This is a genomic window from Methylobacterium sp. J-043, from assembly GCF_022829505.1.
In the GTDB taxonomy this organism is placed as follows: Bacteria; Pseudomonadota; Alphaproteobacteria; order Rhizobiales; family Beijerinckiaceae; genus Methylobacterium; species Methylobacterium extorquens_A.
The window spans coordinates 24,378-44,917 of record NZ_JAKSYB010000043.1; the positions used below are offsets into that span (position 1 = coordinate 24,378).

General features: G+C 67.9%; 20 protein-coding genes. 4 read left to right on the forward strand and 16 right to left on the reverse strand.

Annotated features, from left to right (window positions below; translation table 11 throughout):
• Positions 1-152 precede the first annotated feature (152 nt).
• The 11 genes from MKK50_RS10660 to MKK50_RS10710 all read right to left on the reverse strand — a co-directional run bounded on the left by MKK50_RS10660 (position 153) and on the right by MKK50_RS10710 (position 10,930).
• On the reverse strand, positions 153-1,724 hold the full coding sequence (locus tag MKK50_RS10660) for a SpoVR family protein (RefSeq protein ID WP_253372927.1): 1,572 nt from the start codon (positions 1,722-1,724) through the stop codon (positions 153-155).
• Between the two features lie 57 nt (positions 1,725-1,781).
• Positions 1,782-3,080 carry a YeaH/YhbH family protein gene (locus tag MKK50_RS10665; RefSeq protein ID WP_499022129.1) on the reverse strand — a complete coding sequence of 433 codons (1,299 nt, stop codon included), beginning with the start codon at positions 3,078-3,080 and terminating at the stop codon, positions 1,782-1,784.
• An 88-nt stretch (positions 3,081-3,168) separates the two neighbouring features.
• Positions 3,169-5,121, reverse strand: coding sequence for a PrkA family serine protein kinase (locus MKK50_RS10670; protein ID WP_015950814.1), 1,953 nt, complete (start codon positions 5,119-5,121; stop codon positions 3,169-3,171).
• 259 nt (positions 5,122-5,380) lie between these two features.
• Positions 5,381-5,854 carry a 4-aminobutyrate aminotransferase gene (locus MKK50_RS10675; protein WP_499022132.1) on the reverse strand — a complete coding sequence of 158 codons (474 nt, stop codon included), beginning with the start codon at positions 5,852-5,854 and terminating at the stop codon, positions 5,381-5,383.
• A gap of 139 nt (positions 5,855-5,993) precedes the next feature.
• Positions 5,994-6,413 carry a hypothetical protein gene (locus MKK50_RS10680; protein ID WP_499022134.1) on the reverse strand — a complete coding sequence of 140 codons (420 nt, stop codon included), beginning with the start codon at positions 6,411-6,413 and terminating at the stop codon, positions 5,994-5,996.
• 128 nt (positions 6,414-6,541) lie between these two features.
• Positions 6,542-7,024 carry a MerR family transcriptional regulator gene (locus tag MKK50_RS10685; RefSeq protein WP_499022136.1) on the reverse strand — a complete coding sequence of 161 codons (483 nt, stop codon included), beginning with the start codon at positions 7,022-7,024 and terminating at the stop codon, positions 6,542-6,544.
• Between the two features lie 53 nt (positions 7,025-7,077).
• Positions 7,078-7,404 carry an integration host factor subunit alpha gene (locus MKK50_RS10690; protein WP_253372937.1) on the reverse strand — a complete coding sequence of 109 codons (327 nt, stop codon included), beginning with the start codon at positions 7,402-7,404 and terminating at the stop codon, positions 7,078-7,080.
• A 208-nt stretch (positions 7,405-7,612) separates the two neighbouring features.
• Positions 7,613-8,593 carry a beta-ketoacyl-ACP synthase III gene (locus MKK50_RS10695; RefSeq protein WP_253372939.1) on the reverse strand — a complete coding sequence of 327 codons (981 nt, stop codon included), beginning with the start codon at positions 8,591-8,593 and terminating at the stop codon, positions 7,613-7,615.
• A gap of 33 nt (positions 8,594-8,626) precedes the next feature.
• Complete coding sequence (gene plsX, locus MKK50_RS10700) at positions 8,627-9,685, reverse strand: phosphate acyltransferase PlsX (RefSeq protein ID WP_253372941.1); 1,059 nt, start codon at positions 9,683-9,685, stop codon at positions 8,627-8,629.
• A gap of 163 nt (positions 9,686-9,848) precedes the next feature.
• Positions 9,849-10,367, reverse strand: a complete 519-nt coding sequence (locus tag MKK50_RS10705; RefSeq protein WP_499022140.1) for a YceD family protein — start codon at positions 10,365-10,367, stop codon at positions 9,849-9,851.
• Entirely contained in the window at positions 10,364-10,930 is a 567-nt protein-coding gene (locus MKK50_RS10710) for a ubiquinol-cytochrome C chaperone family protein (RefSeq protein WP_499022142.1), read from the reverse strand. Before MKK50_RS10710 ends, MKK50_RS10705 begins: the two co-directional genes overlap by 4 nt.
• Before the next feature lie 260 nt (positions 10,931-11,190).
• On the opposite strand from MKK50_RS10710, the gene MKK50_RS10715 reads away from it, so the two are divergent.
• Entirely contained in the window at positions 11,191-11,688 is a 498-nt protein-coding gene (locus MKK50_RS10715) for an outer membrane protein assembly factor BamE (protein WP_499022144.1), read from the forward strand.
• Here the strand turns inward: MKK50_RS10715 and MKK50_RS10720 are convergent.
• From MKK50_RS10720 to MKK50_RS10735, 4 genes are all read right to left on the reverse strand, one after another.
• Positions 11,682-12,377, reverse strand: coding sequence for an HAD hydrolase-like protein (locus tag MKK50_RS10720; protein WP_499022146.1), 696 nt, complete (start codon positions 12,375-12,377; stop codon positions 11,682-11,684). The two genes, MKK50_RS10715 and MKK50_RS10720, sit on opposite strands and share 7 nt — an antisense overlap.
• A 98-nt stretch (positions 12,378-12,475) precedes the next feature.
• The gene (locus MKK50_RS10725) at positions 12,476-13,564 is read right to left on the reverse strand and encodes an alkene reductase (RefSeq protein WP_253372950.1); all 1,089 of its coding nucleotides are present in this window, start codon (positions 13,562-13,564) and stop codon (positions 12,476-12,478) included.
• 143 nt (positions 13,565-13,707) lie between these two features.
• Positions 13,708-14,244 (reverse strand): GNAT family N-acetyltransferase, encoded by a 537-nt coding sequence (locus MKK50_RS10730; protein WP_499022148.1) that lies wholly within the window; start codon positions 14,242-14,244, stop codon positions 13,708-13,710.
• Positions 14,217-15,836: a glucan biosynthesis protein G gene (locus MKK50_RS10735; protein WP_499022150.1), complete on the reverse strand. Its 1,620-nt coding sequence runs from the start codon at positions 15,834-15,836 to the stop codon at positions 14,217-14,219. The genes MKK50_RS10730 and MKK50_RS10735 overlap by 28 nt, the downstream gene beginning before the upstream one ends.
• 683 nt (positions 15,837-16,519) lie before the next feature.
• Here MKK50_RS10735 and MKK50_RS10740 point away from each other — a divergent pair.
• Together MKK50_RS10740 and MKK50_RS10745 are read left to right on the forward strand one after the other, a co-directional pair.
• Positions 16,520-17,686 (forward strand): type III PLP-dependent enzyme, encoded by a 1,167-nt coding sequence (locus tag MKK50_RS10740; protein WP_499022152.1) that lies wholly within the window; start codon positions 16,520-16,522, stop codon positions 17,684-17,686.
• Positions 17,687-17,864: 178 nt separating this feature from the next.
• The gene (locus MKK50_RS10745; RefSeq protein ID WP_499022153.1) at positions 17,865-18,422 is read left to right on the forward strand and encodes a GNAT family N-acetyltransferase; all 558 of its coding nucleotides are present in this window, start codon (positions 17,865-17,867) and stop codon (positions 18,420-18,422) included.
• A gap of 159 nt (positions 18,423-18,581) precedes the next feature.
• On the opposite strand, the gene MKK50_RS10750 is transcribed toward MKK50_RS10745, so the two are convergent.
• Positions 18,582-18,770, reverse strand: coding sequence for a hypothetical protein (locus tag MKK50_RS10750; protein ID WP_003604239.1), 189 nt, complete (start codon positions 18,768-18,770; stop codon positions 18,582-18,584).
• A gap of 272 nt (positions 18,771-19,042) precedes the next feature.
• Between MKK50_RS10750 and MKK50_RS10755 the strand changes: the two genes are divergently transcribed.
• Positions 19,043-20,491: a homospermidine synthase gene (locus MKK50_RS10755; protein WP_499022154.1), complete on the forward strand. Its 1,449-nt coding sequence runs from the start codon at positions 19,043-19,045 to the stop codon at positions 20,489-20,491.
• Positions 20,492-20,540: the final 49 nt, after the last annotated feature.

Below are 20,540 nucleotides of genomic sequence, written 5' to 3' on the forward strand. Positions count from 1 at the left end.
CGCCCATTCCGGCACGCGGCCTCGTCCCGAGCGGCCGCGAAGCGTTCTCGAAGGATGCGCCGAGTCCGACCCGAATCTTGGATGATTCTTCGAGAGGGTGCCCCGCGCCGCCGCCAAAGATGAGGATCGGAGCGGTCGGATGGGACAAAAAATCAGAAGAAGATCGGCCGCGCGCTCGCGGAGTGCTCGACCAGCACCGCGCCGGTGGCCGGATCGACCTCCTTCAGCACCGCGTCGTAGCCCCACAAATCGGCGAGGTGCTGGAGCACGCGGCGGGCATCCTCCCGCTGCAGGGTGATGCGGTTGAGCGCCTTGTGGTGGAGGATGAGCCGGCGATCGCCCTCCAGATCAACGTCCACCACCTCGATGTCGGGGTCGAGCCACGCCACGTCGTATTGGCGGGCGAAGGAGCGCCGCATCTTGCGGTAGCCGCGCTCGTCGTGGATCGCCTCCACGCGCATCTCCGGCTCGTCGGGATCGTCGGTCACGTGGAACAGCCGCATGTCGCGCATCAATTTCGGGCTCAGGAACTGCGCGATGAAGCTTTCGTCGCGATAGTTTTCCCAGCAGTCGCGCAGCACGCCCATGGCGTCACCGCGGCCGGCGATGTCGGGGAACCACTCGCGGTCTTCGTCGCTCGGCTGCTCCACGATGCGGGCAATGTCCTGCATCATGGCAAACCCCAAGGCGTAGGGGTTGTGGCCGCCGAAGGAGCGGTCATCGAAGGTCGGCTGGCGGATGACGTTGGTGTGCGATTGCAGGAACTCGAGATAGGCCGCCTCGCTGAGCTGCCCCTTCTGCGAGAGCGCGTTCATGATCCGGTAGTGGCAGTAGGTGGCGCAGCCCTCGTTCATCACCTTGGTCTGACGCTGCGGATAGAAATACTGCGCCACGAGGCGGACGATGCGTAGGATCTCGCGCTGCCAGGGCCGCAGACGGGGTGCGACCTTCTCCAGGAAATAGAGGATGTTCTCCTGCGGCAGTTCGAGCAGCGCCCGGCGCCGCTCCAGCGCCGGGTCGCCCTTCTGTCCGCCGGTCTTGGCCGGCAGGGTGCGCCAGAGATCGTTATAGATCTGCTCGCCGTGCTCCTCGCGCTCGCGCTCCCGGCGCTGCTCGCTCGCCAGATCCGGCCGCTTCTTGCGGGGATAGCGGTGGACGCCCTGGCTCATCAGCGCGTGGGCGGCGTCGAGCACATGCTCGACCGCCTGATGCCCGTAGCGCTCCTCGCAGCGGGCGATGTAGCTCTTGGCGAAGTCGAGATAGTCGAGGATGCCCTCTGCATCGGTCCACTGCCGGAACAGATAGTTGTTCTTGAAGAAGTGGTTATGGCCGAAGGCGGCGTGGGCGATCACCAACGTCTGCATCGTCGCCGTGTTCTCCTCCATGACGTAGGAGATGCACGGATCGGAGTTGATGACGATCTCGTAGGCGAGCCCCATCAGGCCGCGGCGGTAGCTCGCCTCCTGCTGGGCGAAGTGCTTGCCGAAGGACCAGTGCTTGTAGAACAGCGGCATGCCGATCGAGGCATAGGCATCGAGCATCTGCTCGGCGGTGATGATCTCGATCTGGTTCGGGTACCACGACAGGCCGAGTTCGGGCCCGGCCACCGCCTCGCAGGCGTCGTGGATGCGCCGGATCGTCTCGAAGTCCCAGTCATTGCCGGAAAACAGCAGCTCGCCCGGTTTGGGCGCCGTCGACTTCGTGCGGCTCAGGCTCGCGACCATGTCGGCCCTTCTCTTCGACGCTGTGTCGCCCCTCCTGACGGAAGGGCGATCGCTGGCTCATGCCTCCGCCCGCGCATCCTTGCGGCCGAACAGCTCGCGGAACACGGGGTAGATGTCGCGGCGGTGGTTCACCTTGCGCATGGCGAGCGGCTCGCCGGCCTTGGCCAGGGCCTCGTAGGTCCGCCACAGGGTGGTGCGGTGCTCCACGAAGCCGGCGCGCGGGCCGTTCTCGTCGCCGACTTCGAGATAGGCGAAGTGCTGGCAGGCCGGAAGGATGTGGGCGCGCAGCAATTCCGTCGAGGTCGGTCCGTCGGAGGAGACGTTGTCGCCGTCGGAGGCTTGCGCGGCGTAGATGTTCCAGTCGTCCGGCGAGTAGCGCTCGGTGACGATGCGCTTCATCTCGGCGAGCGCCGAGGAGACCAGCGTGCCGCCGGTCTCGCGGGAGCCGAAGAAGGTCTCCTCGTCCACCTCGGCCGCCTTGTCGGTGTGGCGGATGAAGACGATCTCGACGTGCTTGTAGCGGCGCGTCAGGAAGATGTGCAGCAGGATGTAGAAGCGCTTGGCCAGATCCTTCATGTGCTCAGTCATCGAGCCCGAGACGTCCATCAGGCAGAACATCACGGCCTGGGCGATCGGCTTCGGATAGGGCTCGAACCGGCGGAAGCGCAGGTCGATCGGATCAACGTAGGGGATGCGCTTGGAGCGCTCGCGCAAGCCGAGCAGCTTAAGTTGCAGATCGGGCAGGCGCGGATCGTTCGCGGCCTCGGCCGCGGCGATCTCCGCCTCCAACGCCGCCACCTCCTCCAGCTTCGGCCGCTTGAGGGCGATGCGCCGGGACATGGAATTGCGCAAAGTGCGCGACAGGGCGAGGTTGGCCGGCGAACCCGAGACGGTGTAGCCGGCCCGGCGCAGGCCCTCGGTCTCGACCACCGCCAGCCGCCTTTTGGCGAGATCGGGCAGTTCGAGATCTTCGAGGAAGAGGTCGAGGAATTCCTCGCGCGTCAGCACGAAGTGGAAGGCGTCCTCACCATTCTCGCCGCCGTCCCCGCCTTCACCGGAGCCGCCGCCCCCCCCGCCGCCCGGCGGGCGCTCAATGCGGTCGCCCTCCACGTAGGTCTTGTTGCCGGGCAGGATGTAATCCTGATGGCCCGTGCCCGGCTGGCGTGAGAAGCGCGGCTCGCGCACCCCGTCGCCGGGCACGGTGATGCGCCCGTCCTTGCCGAGGTTCTTGATATCCTTCTCTCGGGCGGATTCCCGAACCGCGCGCTGTGCGACGTCCTTGACCCGGCGCAGGAAGCGTTGGCGGTTCGGGAGGCTCTTACCACCTGGATTGAGCCGACGGTCGACGATGTGCATCCGGGGTCGCTCAGCGCCTTCAAGTCTCACGTCCCCGCTCGGGGACAAAGGTGCGGAAGTGCGGCGGCGGATGCCGAAGGGCTCGGCTTCAACCCGCCTGCTTCACCCGCATGTACCATTCCACGAGCCGCCGAACCTGCCGTTCGGTGTAGCCTCGATCGGTCATGCGATCGACGAACTCGCCGTGCTTCTTCTCGGTGTCGCTGTCCTTCTTGGATCCAAAGGAGATCACGGGCAGCAGTTCCTCGACCTGAGAGAACATCCGCCGTTCGATCACTTCGCGCAACTTCTCGTAGGACGTCCAGGACGGGTTGCGCCCGCCGTGCTGCGCCCGGGAGCGCAGCGCGAACTTCACCACCTCGTTGCGGAAATCCTTGGGGTTGGCGATGCCGGCGGGCTTCTCGATCTTGGTCAGTTCCTGGTTCAGGAGCTCACGGTTGAGGAGCTGGCCGGTCTCGGCATCCTTGAAGTCCTGATCCTCGATCCAGGCGTCCGCGTAGTCGATGTAGCGGTCGAACAGGTTCTGTCCGTAATCGTGGTAGGATTCGAGATAGGCCTTCTGGATCTCGTGGCCGATGAACTCGGCATAACGCGGCGCCAGCTCGGTCTTGATGAACTCGATGTAGCGCTTCTCGGTCTCCGGCGGCAGTTGCTCGCGCCGGATCGCCTGTTCCAGCACGTACATCAGGTGGACCGGATCGGCCGAGACCTCGGTGGTGTCGTGGTTGAAGGTCGCGGCCAGCACCTTGAAGGCGAAGCGGGTCGAGATCCCATCCATGCCTTCGTCGACGCCGCCGGTATCCTTGTATTCCTGCATCGAGCGGGCGCGGGGATCGACCTCGCGAAGGCTCTCGCCGTCGTAGACCCGCATCTTCGAGAACAGGTTGGAGTTGGCGTGCTCGCGCAGACGCGAGAGCACCGAGAAGCGGGCCAGCATCTCCAGCGTGCCCGGCGCGCAGGCGGCGGTGGAGAGCTCGGAGCTTGAAATCAGCTTCTCGTAGATGCGCTGCTCTTCCGTCACCCGGAGGCAGTAGGGCACCTTGATGACGTAGATGCGGTCGATGAAGGCTTCGTTGTTCTTGTTGGTCTTGAACGACTGCCACTCGGCCTCGTTCGAGTGCGCCAGGATCACACCGGTGAAGGGGATCGCGCCGATATTCTCGGTGCCGACATAGTTGCCCTCCTGCGTCGCGGTGAGCAAGGGATGCAGCATCTTGATGGGCGCCTTGAACATCTCGACGAATTCGAGAACGCCCTGGTTCGCCCGGTTGAGGCCGCCCGAGTAGGAATAGGCGTCCGGATCGGCCTGCGAGAGTGTTTCGAGGCGGCGGATATCGACCTTGCCGACCAGCGAGGAGATGTCCTGGTTGTTCTCGTCGCCCGGCTCGGTCTTGGCGATGGCGATCTGGCGCAGGCGCGAGGGCCGGACCTTGATCACCTTGAAGCGGGAGATGTCGCCGTCGAACTCGTCGAGGCGCTTCAGGGCCCAGGGGCTCATCAGGCCGGTGAGGCGGCGGCGCGGGATGCCGAAGCGCTCCTCGATCTCGCGGCCCATGACCTCGGGATCGAACAGGCCGAGCGGGCTCTCGAAGACCGGGGAGACTTCGTCGCCGGCCTTCAGCACGTAGACCGGGTGGACCTCCATCAGCGCCTTGAGGCGCTCGGCGAGCGACGACTTGCCGCCGCCGACGGGGCCGAGCAGGTAGAGGATCTGCTTGCGCTCCTCCAACCCCTGCGCGGCGTGGCGGAAGAACGAGACGATCCGCTCGATCGTCTCCTCCATGCCGTAGAACTCGGCAAAGGCCGGGTAGACCCGGATCGTGCGGTTCATGAACACCCGGCCGAGGCGGGCGTCGCGGGCGGTATCCACCATCTCCGGCTGGCCGATCGCATCGAGGATGCGCTCGGCGGCGGAGGCGTACATCAGCGGGTTGTCGCGGCACGCCTCGAGATACTCGGAGAGCGTCATCTCCGTGTCGCGGCGCGCTTCATAGCCGCGAGCGAAGCTCTGGAACAGGTCGTTCGTCGAGTGCAGCGGCATTCGAACACCCCCTTCAGGCTGATGACAGCTTCATCCTGTCTCGGGTCGAACGCAACTGACATTGCGGGTTTTGTCGCACCGCCCACAGGAGCGCTGCTTTGCGTGTGAAACGGGACACACTCAAAGCTGGCCGGGATTTAGCCCGAGCTTGACCGGCCCCGGACCAGAGGCAGAAACCTCCGGCCGAAGACCGGAAGCCCCTGAAATCCGTCAGAATTGCTGCATCGCAGCATGACGACGCACGAAATGGTTCATCCGATCAGAGATCGGTGCCGCTTTTCTTCTCGTCCTTGGACTTATCGTCCTTGCCGACGGTGATGCGAATGTCGCGCTTCTCGATTTCGCCATCGGAGTTCTTGATCTCCACCACGACCCCGTCGGAGCCCGTATAGCCGCCGTTGGGCTGGTAGAAGATCGCCTGAACCTCGGCGTCCTTGTTGGGGCAGCGGTACTTGGCCGGCGTCTTCAGCTTGCCGGCCTTCGTGATGAGCGAACCGGATTTCGGCGGCGTCACCACCTTGATCTCGGGCATCGGACCGGCAGAGCAATCCTTCTTCAGGTTCGGCACGATGACGAGACGGGCCTGCTTGCCGGCGGGCACGGTCTCGCTCTTGGTGACGGTGGTCTGCGCAAGGGCGGGCCCGGCGAGACAGAGCCAGGCGGCGGCGAAGGCGGCGGGCAGCGCCGCAATCGGTCTCGTGGCCGGTCTCGCGGCAGTGGTCGGCAGATCCATCGGCGTTTCCTCGAGCGTCGTCGGGCAACCCGCCGGAGAGCCGCCGGGCGCCAACGACGATGTGGGGAGGGCCGCGGCCCGCGTCGAGGCTTGCGCCTTCGAATCTTGCTGACCGAATCTTGCCGAACGCGGCGCCTGCTCAGTGCTGCAGCGCGGCGGCGACCGTGCCGGCCACCCGCGCAATCTGCGCGTCATCGAGCTGGCCGGCGAGCGCCTGAGTCAACGCTTTCTCGACGCGCGCGCGCTCGCCCAGATCGGCGAAGGGTGCGGCCGGAATGTCCCCATCGCCCAGATCGCAGGCGCGGCGGATGGTATCGGCGGCCTTGAGCAGCGTCTCCCGGTCGGCCGGGCCCATATCCCAGAGCGGCGCCCTCAGCCGGCTGATGACCCGCCGCGCGTCACGGTACTCCCGATCGACCGTCGTTGCGGCCTCGATCTGGCTGACGAGGAACATCAATTCCAGAACCTCGTTGGCAGCTTCCGGGCAAGCGCGCACGATCCGCATCACGCGGGCGATGAGTTCCTGGGTCGGAGACATCCGAGAGCGAGGGGGAGCCATGGCGCCTCAACGCCGATCCGCCGGTAAAGTTCAGCTCGCATCACGCAAGCGGGTCGAAATCCGCGAGGCCAGCCAATGCCTTGCGCGCAAGCGAGTTTTCGCGTTTCGATCGCGGCCGTCGATCCGCCTCAGGTGGCTTCGTGATCCGCCTCGTCGAGGCCGGCGAGCAGAGCTCGGCAGGCACGCAATTCGGCGAGCGCCCCCTCGAGCGCCCGGCGATCCGAGGCGGCGGCCTCGACGCTCTCCTCGTCCCGGTCGATACCGGTCGGCGCGCCGACCTCCGCCTCGCCCCGGCCGAGCGCCTGGACGAAGCGCACGCCGTTCTCTTTGAGGACGCGCTGCGCCCCGCGGATCGTGTAGCCTTTTCCGCGCAGCAGGCAGCTCACGCCTCTGATGAGATCGACATCCTCCGGCCGATAGTAGCGCCGGCCGCCGGCCCGCTTCGTCGGCTTGATCTGGCTGAACCGGCTCTCCCAGAAGCGCAGGACATGCTGCGGAACGCCGAGTTCCTCGGACACCTCGGTGATGGTGCGGAAGGCGCCGGGACTCTTCTCGCCCCGCTCGTCACCGGCGGGAGAATCAAGGGCGGGCGATTCCAACGGCAGTCCCATGGCAGCGCCTCAAACCAGATTGTGCGGGACAGGACCGGAGCGGCTTGGCCAGGTCACTCGTCCTCATCCATATCGAGCCCATTGACGTGGCCGCCATTGATGCGGGCCTTGAGCACGTTCGAGGGCTTGAACACCATCACCTGCCGCGGCTCGATCTCGACCTCGACGCCGGTCTTCGGGTTGCGGCCGATGCGCTTGCCCTTGGAGCGCACGACGAAGGAGCCGAACGAGGACAGTTTCACCGTCTCGCCCGCGGACAGGCAGGTGCAGATCTCGGCGAGCACCGTCTCGACCAGGGCCGCCGATTCGGCCCGCGACAGGCCGACCTGCTGGTAGACGGCCTCGCTCAAATCGGCGCGTGTGACCGTCTTGCCTGCCATGCGCTCCCCCTTCCGGCCGAGTTGCTCGACAACCGCACCGTCCTTCTCAGGACGCGCGGATGCAGCCTCCGCTCAAATGCCGTGCGGGTCCCTCGACACAGGATCCCGCCGTGTATCTCTATGATCGAACACGCTAATCGGCAGAGGGGCGACGGTCAACCGAACCTTGCGGTTGACAGGAATCCAGGCCCGCCCCGTGGCCTTTCGCCTACCAGCGGATCAGCGCGGCGCCCCAGGTAAATCCGCCGCCGATCGCCTCGATCATCACGAGGTCGCCCTCGCGGATACGCCCGTCGCGGCGGGCGGCGTCCAGCGCCAGGGGAATCGAGGCGGCCGACGTGTTGCCGTGCCGATCGACCGTGAGCACCACCTTCTCGCGGGCGATGCCGAGCTTGTCGGCGGAGGCCTCGATGATCCGGCGGTTGGCTTGGTGCGGCACGAACCACGCAAGGTCGTCGGCGGTGGTGCCCGAGGCGCGGAACGCCTCCTCGATCACGTCGGTGACGGAGCCGACGGCGAAGCGGAACACCTCGCGGCCCTCCATGCGCAGCTTGCCGGTGGTGCCGGTCGAGCCGGGCCCACCATCGACGTAGAGCTTGGCCCGGTGGCGGCCGTCCGAGCGCAGGCAGCTCGAGAGCACGCCGCGGTCGGCACTCGTCCCCTCGCCCTCGCGGGCCTCCAGCACGATGGCGCCCGCGCCGTCGCCGAACAGCACGCAGGTGGTGCGGTCCTCCCAGTCGAGCAGCCGCGAGAAGGTCTCGGCGCCGATGACGAGGGCGCGCTTGGCCCCGCCCGTCGCGAGGTAGCGGTCGGCGGTGGATACCGCGTAGACGAAGCCGGCACAGACCGCCTGGAGGTCGAAGGCGAAGCCACCCTCGATGCCGAGCGCCGCCTGAATCTGGGTGGCGGTGGAGGGGAAGGTGTGATCGGGCGTCGAGGTCGCGCAGATCACGAGATCGATGTCGGCGGGCGAGAGCCCGGCATCGTCGAGGGCCGCGAGCGCCGCGCGGGTGCCGAGCACCGAGGTCGTCTCGTCGACGCGCGCGATGTGGCGCTGGCGGATGCCGGTGCGCTGGACGATCCACTCGTCGGAGGTTTCGATCCCGCGCTCGGCGAGGTCTGTGTTCGTGACGACGGTTTCGGGCAGGTACGCCCCGCAGCCGACCACGACGGAGCGCCGATGCGCCATCAGATCCGTCCCTCTCTCACTTCTCTGCCAAGCTCACTTCTCGACCAAGCCGGCTTCGAGCCCGGCGGCGACCGCGGGCGTCTGCTCCAGCATGTCGCGGATCGTTCGCATTAGGTCGTAACGTGCCATGTCGTGGGCAAGATCGACGGCGGCGGCGAAGCCTTGCGCGTTCTCCGAGCCGTGGCTCTTGATGACGATGCCCTCCAACCCGAGGAACACGCCGCCATTGGCCCGGCTCGGGTTCATCTTTTCGCGCAAAGCCGCGAAGGCTTGGCGCGCGAACAGGTAGCCGATCTTGGCCGAGAGGGTCCGCCCCATCGCCGCCTTGAGATAAGAGGCGATCTGCTTGGCCGTGCCCTCGGCCGTCTTGAGGGCGATGTTGCCGGTGAAGCCTTCCGTCACCACGACATCCGTGGTGCCGCGGCCGAGATCGTTCCCCTCGACGAAGCCGTGATACGAAAAATTGGCCAGCTCCGACTCGCGCAGGAGGCGGGCGGCCTCCTTCACGGCCTCGTTGCCCTTCATCTCCTCGGTGCCGACGTTGAGCAGGCCGACCGTCGGGCGCTCGACGTCGAGGACGATCCGGGCCATGGCCGAGCCCATCACCGCCATCTCGACGAGATGCTCCGCATCGGTGCCGATGGTGGCGCCGACATCGAGCACCACGCTCTCACCGCGCACCGTCGGCCACAGACAGGCGATGGCCGGGCGCTCGATGCCGGCCATGGTCTTCAGGCAGATCTTCGACATCGCCATCAAGGCGCCGGTGTTGCCGGCCGAGACGGCGGCCTGGGCCTCGCCGTCGCGCACCGCCTGGATCGCCCGCCACATCGAGGACTTGCCCCGGCCCTGGCGCACCGCCTGGCTCGGCTTGTCGTCCATGGCGATCGAGACCGTGGTGTGGCGGATCTCGACGGCGCCGGTCAGGCGCGGCTCGGCCTCGACCAGGGGGCGCACCACCGCCTCGTCACCGAACAGGATGAAATGGAGTTCGGGGTGGCGCTCACGGGCGATGGCCGCACCGGGCACGACGGTCGTGGGGCCGTGATCGCCGCCCATGGCGTCGAGCGAGATGCAAACGCGGTTCGACATGGTTCCTTCGGGACGCCGCGGGGCAAGCCGGCGGGCAGCGAGCGTGAAGGGGCATCACAGGCCCCGGAATCGGCGGCGCAAAATAGCGGCAGCGCCCCGCCGGGCAAACAAAAACTCACCCATCGTCGCGATGAGGCTCACCGGAGGGCTGGTGGCCCATCGATCAACCCTTTTCTCCACCGAGCTTGGCCCGCAGTGCCGCGAGATCGGAGAACGGCAGCGGGTCCTCGCCGACCGTGACCGCATCGAAGGCGACGCCGGGCTTGCGCGGGTAGGGATCGAGGCCGAGCGCCAGGAACTCCGCGGTCAGCACGCCGAAATCGACGCGCCCGTTCACGATCGGATCGGGGAGATCGACATCCTCGGCGTCGGTGTCCTCCAGGATGTCGGCATTGGTGAAGTCGATTTCGACGGGCTCGGTTACCTTCGCCTCGAACGGCTCCAGCGTCACGGTGCAAACCTGGGTCACCATGGCCTCGACCCGGCCCACGGCGCGCAGCCGGGTCAGCGAACCGCTCAAGGTGAAGCGGCCGACGAGGTCGCGGAGGGCCGGGATCTTGAAGTCGCGGGCCAGCGCCTCGCACTCGGCCGGATTCGCCTCGACGACGATCTCGGCGCGGTCCTTGGGCAGGCGCTCGACGTTGACGGAGCGGGAGAGCGGCCCCTGCGGCTTCGGCGTCATCGATGGTCTCCTGAATCGTCTTCCGCGGTCGCGCCGACGGGCTCCGGGAAGCGCGGCCCCTCGCCGAGCAGGCCGTCGAGATCTTGGGCCCCCAGAGCGGCGGCGGCGGCCACGACGTAGGAGGCCAGCGGCCGGGCGGCATCGGGTTCGACGCCGTCGAGCACGTTGCGGGCGAGCGTTTCGGCCAGCCCGGCCCGGTCGCCCGCATCGAGCGCGGCGCCGTAGGCCCCAGCCCGGGCATAGAACGAGGCACCGAGCTTCTTGATGCGCTTCGGGACGCCCATGTCGCCGATGCCGAGTTCGCGCAGCTCGGAGTCGAGCTGCATGAAGACGGAATCGACCAGATCCTGCGCCACGTCCGCGGCCGGCGGCGGCAACTGACCGAGGCGGCGCAGCACGAGGATAACGTGCAGGCTCAACGCCTCGAACCGGCCCTCCACGGTGTCGGGCACGCCGAGCGCCGTATAGAGGCCGGGCCGGCGCGCGGCTTCGCCGATTGTCCGATGCAGCGACTGGATCGTCCGCCGCCGCCGGTCGGCGCGGCGGAATAAGCCCGCGATCATCGTGCGTCGTCCCAAAAGGTGGCGGCCGGCTTTCGGAAGCAGACGATGCGAAGATCGAGGCCGAACCCATCTCCGCGGATCCGATATCCACGGTGATGGGTTCGGTCCCACCGCATGTGCCGACGCTGTGGCCGAGCTTGCCTTGTCAAAGCCATAACCCCGCGGTACGGCAACCGCGGACCAGGGTGCAAGTCCGAAGACGCGCGAGTTGAAACGCGCCGCGGATGCAGGCCCTTTTTGGCTGGAAATCAGGGGGGCCGATGTCGCGCCGTCTCGTCTCGTCGCTTGCCCGCGCGGCCGTTATCGGCTCCGTCGCGATCGGCGTATCAGGCTGCATCGGCGAGGATATCCGCCACGGCTATCAGATCGATCAGGCGGCCCTGGCCACGGTGAAGCCGGGCATGGGCGCCGAACAGGTGCTGCAAATCCTCGGCACCCCGTCCACCGTCTCCACGGTCGGCAACAAGTCCTGGTACTACATCAGCCAGAACACCCGCCGCACGGTGATGTTCCTCGGCGAGCAGATCGAGGATCAGAAGGTCACGGCGGTCTACTTCAACGCCGGCATGAAGGTGGAGCGCGTCGCGCTCTACGGCCTGCAGGACGGACGCGTGTTCGACTTCATCGAGCGCACGACGCCGGCCAGCGGCTCCGACCGTGCGTTCATCAGCCAGCTCTTCCGCGGCCTGACCCGCTACGAGCCGTTCGGCAGTGGCGCTGGCGCCTCGGTCGTCCCCGGCGCCCGAGCCGGTCAGTAAGGGCGTCCGGGCGGGCCCACCAGGGCCCGCGCCACCGCGTCCGGCTCGGCGAACAGGAAGGCCGGCCTCGTACCGGCCAGAGCCGCGGGGCTGTTGTAGCCCCAGGCCACCGCGGCAAAGTCACATCCGGCCTGCGCCGCCGCGTCCGCGTCGCGGATCTCGTCGCCCACCGCCAGCATCGCCGCGGGATCGATGCCCGCCGCCCGCGCGACCGCGCGCAGATGGCGCGCCTTGCCGAACAGCGAGGCACCGCAGGCATAGTGCCGGATGTCAACGGCCGACGCGCCGAGAGCACAGCGGACATTCGCCTCGCTGTTGGAACTCACCACGGCCAGTGTGAACCCCGCCGCATCGAGCCCCGCGAGCATCTCCGAAATGCCGGCAAACAGCCGCATCTGAGGGGCGTCGCGGGTCGCGAGCGCGCGCATATGACGGGCGATCAGCGGGACCTTCCAGGAGGGAATGCCGAGATCCTTCAGGATCGCCCGTGCGCTCAAGCCCCGTATCCGTTCGGACTCGCTCGCCTCGACCCGGCGGAAGCGGTAGCGCGCGGCCACGTCGTTGAGGTTGGCGCAGAACCAGGGAAAGGTGTCGGCGAGCGTGCCGTCGAAGTCGAAGGCAACGAGGCGGTAACGGGCGACCGCAGCGCCCTCCGGGGTCCTGGCGCTCACGGGATCGGGCCTCTCCAAGACGCGGGCCTGCAAGACGGCGGAAGGCGGCCCCGCTTGCGTGGGACCGCCTCCTACCTTCGATCGTTCGACGCCGGCTCGGCAGGCCGGCGCTCGCCTTACGCCGCCTTCTGCGACAGCGCCGGATAATCGACGTAGCCTTCCGGCCCCTGGCTGTACCAGGTCTTCATGTCGTCCTTGGCGAAGGGCAGGCCCTTGGCGATGCGCTCGACCAGATCGGGATTGGCGATGTAGGGCCGGCCGAAGGCGATAGCGTCCGCCTCGCCCGAGGCAACCGCTTGCTTGGCGCGCTCGCCGTCATAGTCGCAGTTGAGGATGACCGGACCGCCGAAGCGCTCCTTGATGACGGGCGCCACCGGCGCCACCGTCGCCTTGCCGAAGGTGCCGTCCGGGCCCGGCTCGCGCATCTCGATGAAGGCGAGGCCGGCGCGCTCCATCATCTCGGCGGCCAAGCCGAAGACCTCGTGCGGGTTGGAATCGTCCACGCCCTGGATCGGGCCGTTGGGCGAGAAGCGGATGCCGGTGCGGTCCCCGCCGACCACGCCGGCCACCGCCTGCGCCACCTTCGTCACCAGCCGCACACGATTCTCCACCGAGCCGCCGTAGCGGTCGCTGCGCTTGTTGCTGCCGTCGCGGATGAACTCGTCGAGCAGGTAGCCGTTCGCCGCGTGGATCTGCACGCCGTCGAAGCCCGCCGCGACAGCGTTCTTCGCCGCGCGCTCGTAATCGGCGATGAGCCGCGGAATCTCGTCCTCGCGCAGCGCCCGCGCCTGGCTGTAGGGCTTCTTGCCGTCGTAGGTGTGCGCCTCGTCGGGCGCGGTGGCGACCGAGGGGGCGACCGGCGCCTCGCCGCCGAGGAAATCGGAATGGACGAGGTAGCCCATGTGCCAGAGCTGGCAGACGATGCGCCCGCCCGCGTCGTGCACGGCCTTCACCACCGGCTTCCAGGCCTCGGTCTGCTCATCGGACCAGATTCCCGGCGCGTAGGGCCAGCCGAGCCCTTCCTGGCTGATACCGGTGGCCTCGGAGATGATGAGGCCGGCATTGGCTCGCTGCGCGTAATACTCGCCCATCAGCGGCGTCGGAACGTGGGTCCGCGTCGAGCGGGCGCGGGTCAGCGGGGCCATGAGAATACGGTTCGGCAGCTTCAACGCGCCGAGCGTGATCGGGTCAAAGATTGAGGGCATTCGATACTCTATCGAGAGGGAGCGGCTCTCAAAAACGCTGCGGTGCAGGCGCGAGAGCCGCCTTCGGGTGGGCTGAAACTTGTATCTGGCCGACCCGTTCGCCAGTGCGCTGGCGCACCTGCGCTGCGGTGCACAAGCCAACGTTACCCCTCCGGCAGTGCCTTCTCGTAGCACCACGCCTCCATGCCGTCCTCGTAGTAGTCCGGCTTCGTCCCGGTGCGCGCATAGCCGCCCCGCTCGTAGAGCCGGATGCCGCCGCCATTGTCGGCCCGCACCTCCAAGCGCAGCCGTTCGCAGCCATGGGCGCGGGCATCGGCCTCGGCGGCCTCGAGCAGGCGGCGCCCTAGCCCGAGGCCGGCGCGGGCGGGCGCGACGGCGAGCGAGGAGAGCCGGGCGACGCGGCTGGTGCGCCGCCGCTCCGTCGTGGCGGCCCCGACAAGGATCTCGACCTCACCGCCCTCTGCCCGCTCGCGCGCGACGGCGACGAGGAGGGTCATGCTGACCGAGCGGATCGCGTGGCGGATCGCCCTGCGCTCGGCCTGGTCGGTGCTGAAAGCGGCGTGTTCAAGCGAGACGAGCGCGTCGAGGTCGGCGAGTCGGGCCGGCCGAACCTCCACCGGCAGGCGGGCGGCGATACGCTCGCTGCGGGTGCTCACGCGACGCTCCAGGGATAGGACCATGTCTCGGTCAGGGCCTGATCGTCCTGTCTCAGATAGGCCCGCAATTCGGTCGCGACCGGCCCATCGAGTTGCACGTCGAGGGCGACGCGAAACCCGCCGACATGCGGGTTCGGTACGATCGAGGTCGCGGTGATCCGGCCGCTGCTGGCGCTGGCGACGACTTCGGGCGGCGCCGGATCGCCGAGACGCTTTGCCAGCGCCCCACCGCCGAAGTCGATCAGGAAGCGCCGGTTGCGCAGGGCGGCTGCATCCGCGGCCCGGCGCGCGGCGCCGCTCGCGGCGGGCTCGGCGACGAAGGTGTTCATGACCTTGCCGTTCGGGTGGAGATCCTCGCCCGTCTGCGAGCGGATCGTGTAGGCGAGCCGCGCCGGCTTGCCCGCCGGATAGGGCTGTTTCGGGCGCCAGAAGGCGACGACGTTGTCGGCGGTCTCGTTGTCGGTCGGTAGTTCCATCAGAACGACGCTGCCCTCGCCCCAGGCTCCCTCCGGCTCGACGAAGTAACCGGGACGCCGCTCGTAGCCGGCTTCCAGATCCTGGTAGCTGGCAAAGTCGCGGTCGCGCTGCATCAGCCCGAACCCCTTCGGGTCGCGGTCGAGGAAGGTCGAGATCCGCCGGCCCTGCGGATTGTCGAGCGGCCGCCACAGCCATTCGCCGGCGCCGGTGGCGAGTTGGAGCCCGTCCGAATCGTGCAGTTCCGGCCGGTAATCGTCGCTGTGGCCGCGATCGGTCTCGCTGATGAAGAACATCGAGGTCAGCGGCGCGAGACCGACGGAGGACAGATCCTGCCGCGGGTAGAGCGTCGCGCTCACCCGCACGGTCGTGTTTCGGCCCGGCGCGACCGTGAAGCGGTAGGCGCCGGCCACCGAGGGGCTGTCGAGCAGGGCGTGGATCGTCAGCGTCTTCGCATCCGCGGGCGGCACCTCGATGAAGAAGGCGCGGAAGAACGGAAACTCCTCCTTGTCGGAATCCGTGCCGATCGCGAGAGCGCGGGCGGAGAGTCCGTAGAGCTGGTCCTGGCCGAGGAAACGGAAGTAGCTGGCACCGGCGAAGACGATGAGTTCGTCGAGGCGGTCGGGCCGATTCAGTGGCGCGTGGATGCGGATGCCGGCAAAGTTCAGGTCGCTCGGCAGCGTCCCCTCGATCCGGGTCCGGCCGAAATCGAACAGAGCCGGATCGTACGGGATCGGCGTGGAGATCCCGTCGCGCACGAGGCTCACGGAGACCGGGCGCGGATAGAGAAAGCCGCGGTGAAACAGTTGAAGCCGGAACGGCCCGCCGGCCTCGCCGAGAAACGCATGGTCCTTCCGGAAGCGGATGTCGCGATAGCCGTCGTAATCGAGGCCCGCGAATGGTGCCGGCAGCGGCGGGAAGCGGCCGTCGAAGGGCTGCGCCGCGAGCGCCTGTGCCCGGCGCTCGACCATGCCGGGCTCGAAAGGAAGGTTCCTTGCCTCCTCTTCGGCGCAAGCCGGCAGGGCTGCGGCGAGGCCGGCGGCAGCCAGCCCCGACATCACGCCCCGCCGCGAGGGCACGCCCGTCGGCACGGCCTGCTTGGCATGGCCGTTGGGGGCGTGATGGCCTTTGGCGCGGATCATGATCCCATCCCGAAATGCCACGGCTCAATGGCCGCTTCGGTCGGGATTGGAAAGGGGCCGGCCGGGCTTGTGCGATGCGCAGCTGCGTCTTTCACGCAACAATCGCGCGCCACGCCGAAATCTCATCCGATCCGGCCGGAAATCGGGGGGAGCGGACCCGTTTTTCCCTTGTGGTCGAGAGCACCCGGCCGTATATGCCGCCTGCCCAATTTCGCACGTGCCTGTGGCCGCGTGTCGGTTGGTGGGCATCCGGTCAACTGCCGGACAGCCGCCAGGGGTCTTAAAGGATCGATGGTCGTAAAGGGTGGATCCCTACGGCCGGCATCCGGGTGGTGACACCAGACCCTAACAACAACCGGCAGCCGGAGGCGAAACCGGCGAACCCCGCTCTCCACGGGGGACGCAGCTTAAAGCAACGACGAACGGGCTTTTTTGGTCTCGTCGGCCCTCCAAAGGCCGACACCGAAGAGGCTTGTTTATCCTTGCCCGGCGTGCGGTTGGGGTTCCCCCATCCAATCCACGGCAGCTTCCGGGGTGCTTCTCGCGCCCGCTGACCGTTCCGCGTCTCCAAAGCGCGAAGCGGAAGCGACGCATCGCCCCCTGACGCCGACGGTCCTTCCGGGACCGTCACGATTCGATCTCGCGCCCTCGACGGCGCCTCGAACCTGTGGTGGGGACGACCAATGACCGATCGCATCCGCGATTACCTGCGCGCGCGCCGCGACCTCGGCCGGGACGAGGGCCCGGTGATGGTCCTCGACCTCGATGTCGTGCGCGACAACTATACGGCCTTCGCCCGCGCGCTGCCCGACACCCGCGTGTTCTACGCCGTGAAGGCGAACCCGGCCGCGGAAGTGCTTCGCCTGCTCGCCGAGATGGGCTCCTGCTTCGACACGGCATCCGTGGCCGAGATCGAGATGGCGCTCGCCGCCGGCGCCACCGCCGACCGCATCTCCTTCGGCAACACCATCAAGAAGGAGCGCGACGTCGTCCGCGCGCTCAAGCTCGGCATCCGCCTCTTCGCCGTCGATTGCCAGGCCGAAGTCGAGAAAATCGTTCGTGCGAGCGAGGCGGCCGGCATCGAGGCCGGTGACGTGCAGGTCTTCTGCCGCATCCTCTGCGACGGCGCGGGCGCCGACTGGCCGCTCTCGCGCAAGTTCGGCTGCGAGCCGGAGATGGCAGTGAACGTGCTGGAGCACGCCCACCGGCACGGCCTCAATGCCTACGGCGTCTCGTTCCATGTCGGTTCGCAGCAGGCCAACACGGAAGCCTGGGACGGGGCGCTCGCCTCGGCCTCCGAGATCTTCCGGGAATGCGCGCTGCGCGGCATCGGCCTGTCGATGGTCAACCTCGGCGGCGGCTTCCCGACCAAGTACCTCAAGCAGGTGCCGGGCGTGGAAACCTACGGCGACGCGATCTTCCGCGCGCTCACCAAGCATTTCGGCAACCGCATCCCGGAGACGATCATCGAGCCGGGCCGCGGCATGGTCGGCAATGCCGGCCTGATCGAGGCCGAGGTCGTGCTGGTCTCCAAGAAGTCGGAGGCCGAGGACGAGGTGCGCTGGGTCTATCTCGACATCGGCAAGTTCGGTGGGCTGGCCGAGACCATGGACGAGTCGATCCGCTACGCGATCCGCACCGACCACGACGAGGACCGCATGAGCCCTTGCGTCGTCGCCGGCCCGACCTGCGATTCGGTCGACGTGCTCTACGAGAAGAACCACTACCCGCTGCCGGTCTCCCTCTCGATCGGCGACAAGGTGTGGATCGAGGGCGCGGGCGCCTACACCACGACCTATGCCGCGGTCGCCTTCAACGGCTTCCCGCCGCTCGAGCAGATCGTGATCTGAACCGTGAGGCCAGCCCCGCTCCGGCGGGCCGGCCGCGGTCAGGCTTCGTTCACGCCTCTTCCGCCAGAAGTGCCGCGCGTCTCACGAGACGCGCATGTCGTTGTGTCCCGGACGGCCCGCCTCGGCGGGTGCGAGGGCTGTTTCCCCCCGCTTCTCAGCGACCTGGGAGGGTACGGCCGTGATCCAGATCCGCAATGAAACCGCCTCCGATGTCGTGGCCCGCGAGCACCTGCTCGACGCCTGCTTCGGCCCCGGCCGCTTCCTGAAGACCTCGCAGCGCCTTCGCGAGGGCCGTCTTCCCGCGCGCGGCCTCGCCCTCTCGGCTGTCCGGGGGGAGAAGCTCGTCGGCACCGTCCGGCTGTGGGATGTCGAGACCGGCTGCGGCCGGCCGGCCCTGCTGCTGGGCCCGCTCGCCGTCGATCCTGAAGTTCAGGGCACCGGCTTCGGCGGAGCGCTGATGCGGGCTGCGCTCGCCGAAGCGGCGGCGTTCGGCCATGGCGCCGTGCTTCTGGTGGGGGATGCGCCCTACTACGCCCGCTTTGGCTTTTCCCCGGAGAAGGCGGCAGGGCTTTACATGCCCGGTCCGTTCGAGCGCGAGCGCTTCCTCGGACTGGAACTGGCGGCCAAAGCGCTCGCGGGCGCAGAGGGCGTGCTGCGCGCGACCGGCGCGTTCGAGCAACTGCCGGAGGTCGCGGCCGAGGCCGCCGCGGTCGTGGCGCGACGACACGCCGCCTGAGGCGAGGCCGGGCTACGGCGCCCGCTTCCCGTCATCGGATTGAGTGCGCGATCACGTGCGAAACAGGGCCCATCGACGCGCAGGAGCGGCAGCGGACCCTGGTTCGGTCTCGGGTGGTCGTCGTGGAAGGGGCCGGGAGCACCGGCACGGATCACCGGCTCAGCGGTGATAGGGCCACGCGGTCGCGGAGAAGGACAGGCGGCTGGCCCCCTCGTGGAAGGCGCGGGCCTGACCGGCGGCCGTGCGTCCGGCTCGGACGAGGGCGGCGAGGAGCGTGATGATGCCCGGATCGCGATCGATCGTCTCGATTTCGGGATGGATGGACGGTGCGGTGAGGACGGTCAGCATGGTGCGAGTTCCTTGTGCGTGCTGTCGGCCTTGAGCGTCACTCCCTTGTTGCGGTGCAGCATAAGCCGACTTTTCGGCGCACGCCTCCGACGCCATCCGGTCCCAGACCTGCACTCACCTCATAGCTGAAACCCTGGAATCTTCACCGTTCCGCAACATCCGAACGGATCGACCGGTTGACCGGCAGACGTCGAACCGTCATCCGCTCGTCACTTCCAAGCATCAATCACGCCGCTCTCAAACAACGAGCAGCCCGACAGGAGTGTCCGCGCATGTCCGATGGCCCGAAGAAGGATTGGCCCGTCCACGGTCGCATCACCGGCCCGATCGTGATGATCGGCTTCGGCTCGATCGGCCGGGGCACCCTGCCCCTCATCGAGCGCCATTTCGAGTACGACCGCGCCCGCTTCACCGTGATCGATCCGGTCGATACCCATAAGGATCTGGCCGAGAAGCACGGCCTGCGCTTCGAGACGGTCGCGCTGACGAAGGAGAACTACCGCGACGTCCTCACGCCGCTCCTCACCGAGGGCGGCGGCCAGGGCTTCTGCGTGAACCTGTCGGTCGACACCTCCTCGCGCGACATCCTCGAACTCTGCCGCGAACTCGGCGCGCTCTACATCGACACGGTGGCCGAGCCCTGGGCCGGCTTCTACTTCGACAAGGATCTGAGCCAGGCCGACCGCACCAACTACGCGCTCCGCGAGAATATCCTCGCCGCCCGCCGCGCCGCGCCCGGCGGCACGACCGCCGTGTCGTGCTGCGGCGCCAATCCCGGCATGGTCTCGTGGTTCGTCAAGCAGGCGCTCCTGAACATCGCGGCGGATACGGGCGTCACCGATCCGGAGCCCAAATCCCGCGAGGAGTGGGCCGGGCTGATGCAGAAGCTCGGCGTCAAGGGCGTCCACATCGCCGAGCGCGACACCCAGCGCGCCAAGAACCCCAAGCCCCAGGGCGTGTTCGTCAATACTTGGTCGGTGGAGGGCTTCGTCTCCGAGGGCAACCAGCCGGCCGAACTCGGCTGGGGCACGCACGAGACCTGGAAGCCCGCCAATGCCGAGGAGCAGACCAAGGGCTCGCGCTGCGCGATCTTCCTGCTGCAGCCCGGCGCCGACACCCGCGTGCGCTCCTGGACCCCGACCGCGCAGGCGCAGTTCGGCTTCCTCGTGACCCACAACGAGGCGATCTCGATCGCGGACTACTACACGGTCCGCGCGGGCAGTGAGGCGGTCTACCGCCCGACCTGCCACTACGCCTATCACCCGGCCAACGACGCCGTGCTCTCGCTGCACGAGATGTGGGGCAACGCCGGCAAGGTGCAGGAGCGCCAGCACATCCTCGACGAGAACGAGATCGTCGACGGCATCGATGAGCTGGGCGTCCTCCTCTACGGCCACAAGAAGAACGCCTACTGGTACGGCTCGCAGCTCTCCATCGAGGAGACCCGGCGGATCGCCCCCTACCAGAACGCGACCGGCCTGCAGGTGACGAGCGCCGTGCTCGCCGGCATGGTCTGGGCACTGGAGAACCCGGAGGCCGGCATCGTCGAGGCCGATGAGATCGACTTCCGCCGCTGCCTGGAAGTGCAGACGCCGTATCTCGGCCCGGTCGTGGGCGTCTACACCGACTGGACCCCGCTCACCGACCGCCCCGGCCTGTTCCCGGAGGACATCGACCCGAGCGATCCTTGGCAGTTCCGCAACGTGCTCGTGCACGGCTGAGGGTACTTCGGACGAAAGCTTTGAGAGGCCGCCCTGTCCGGGGCGGCCC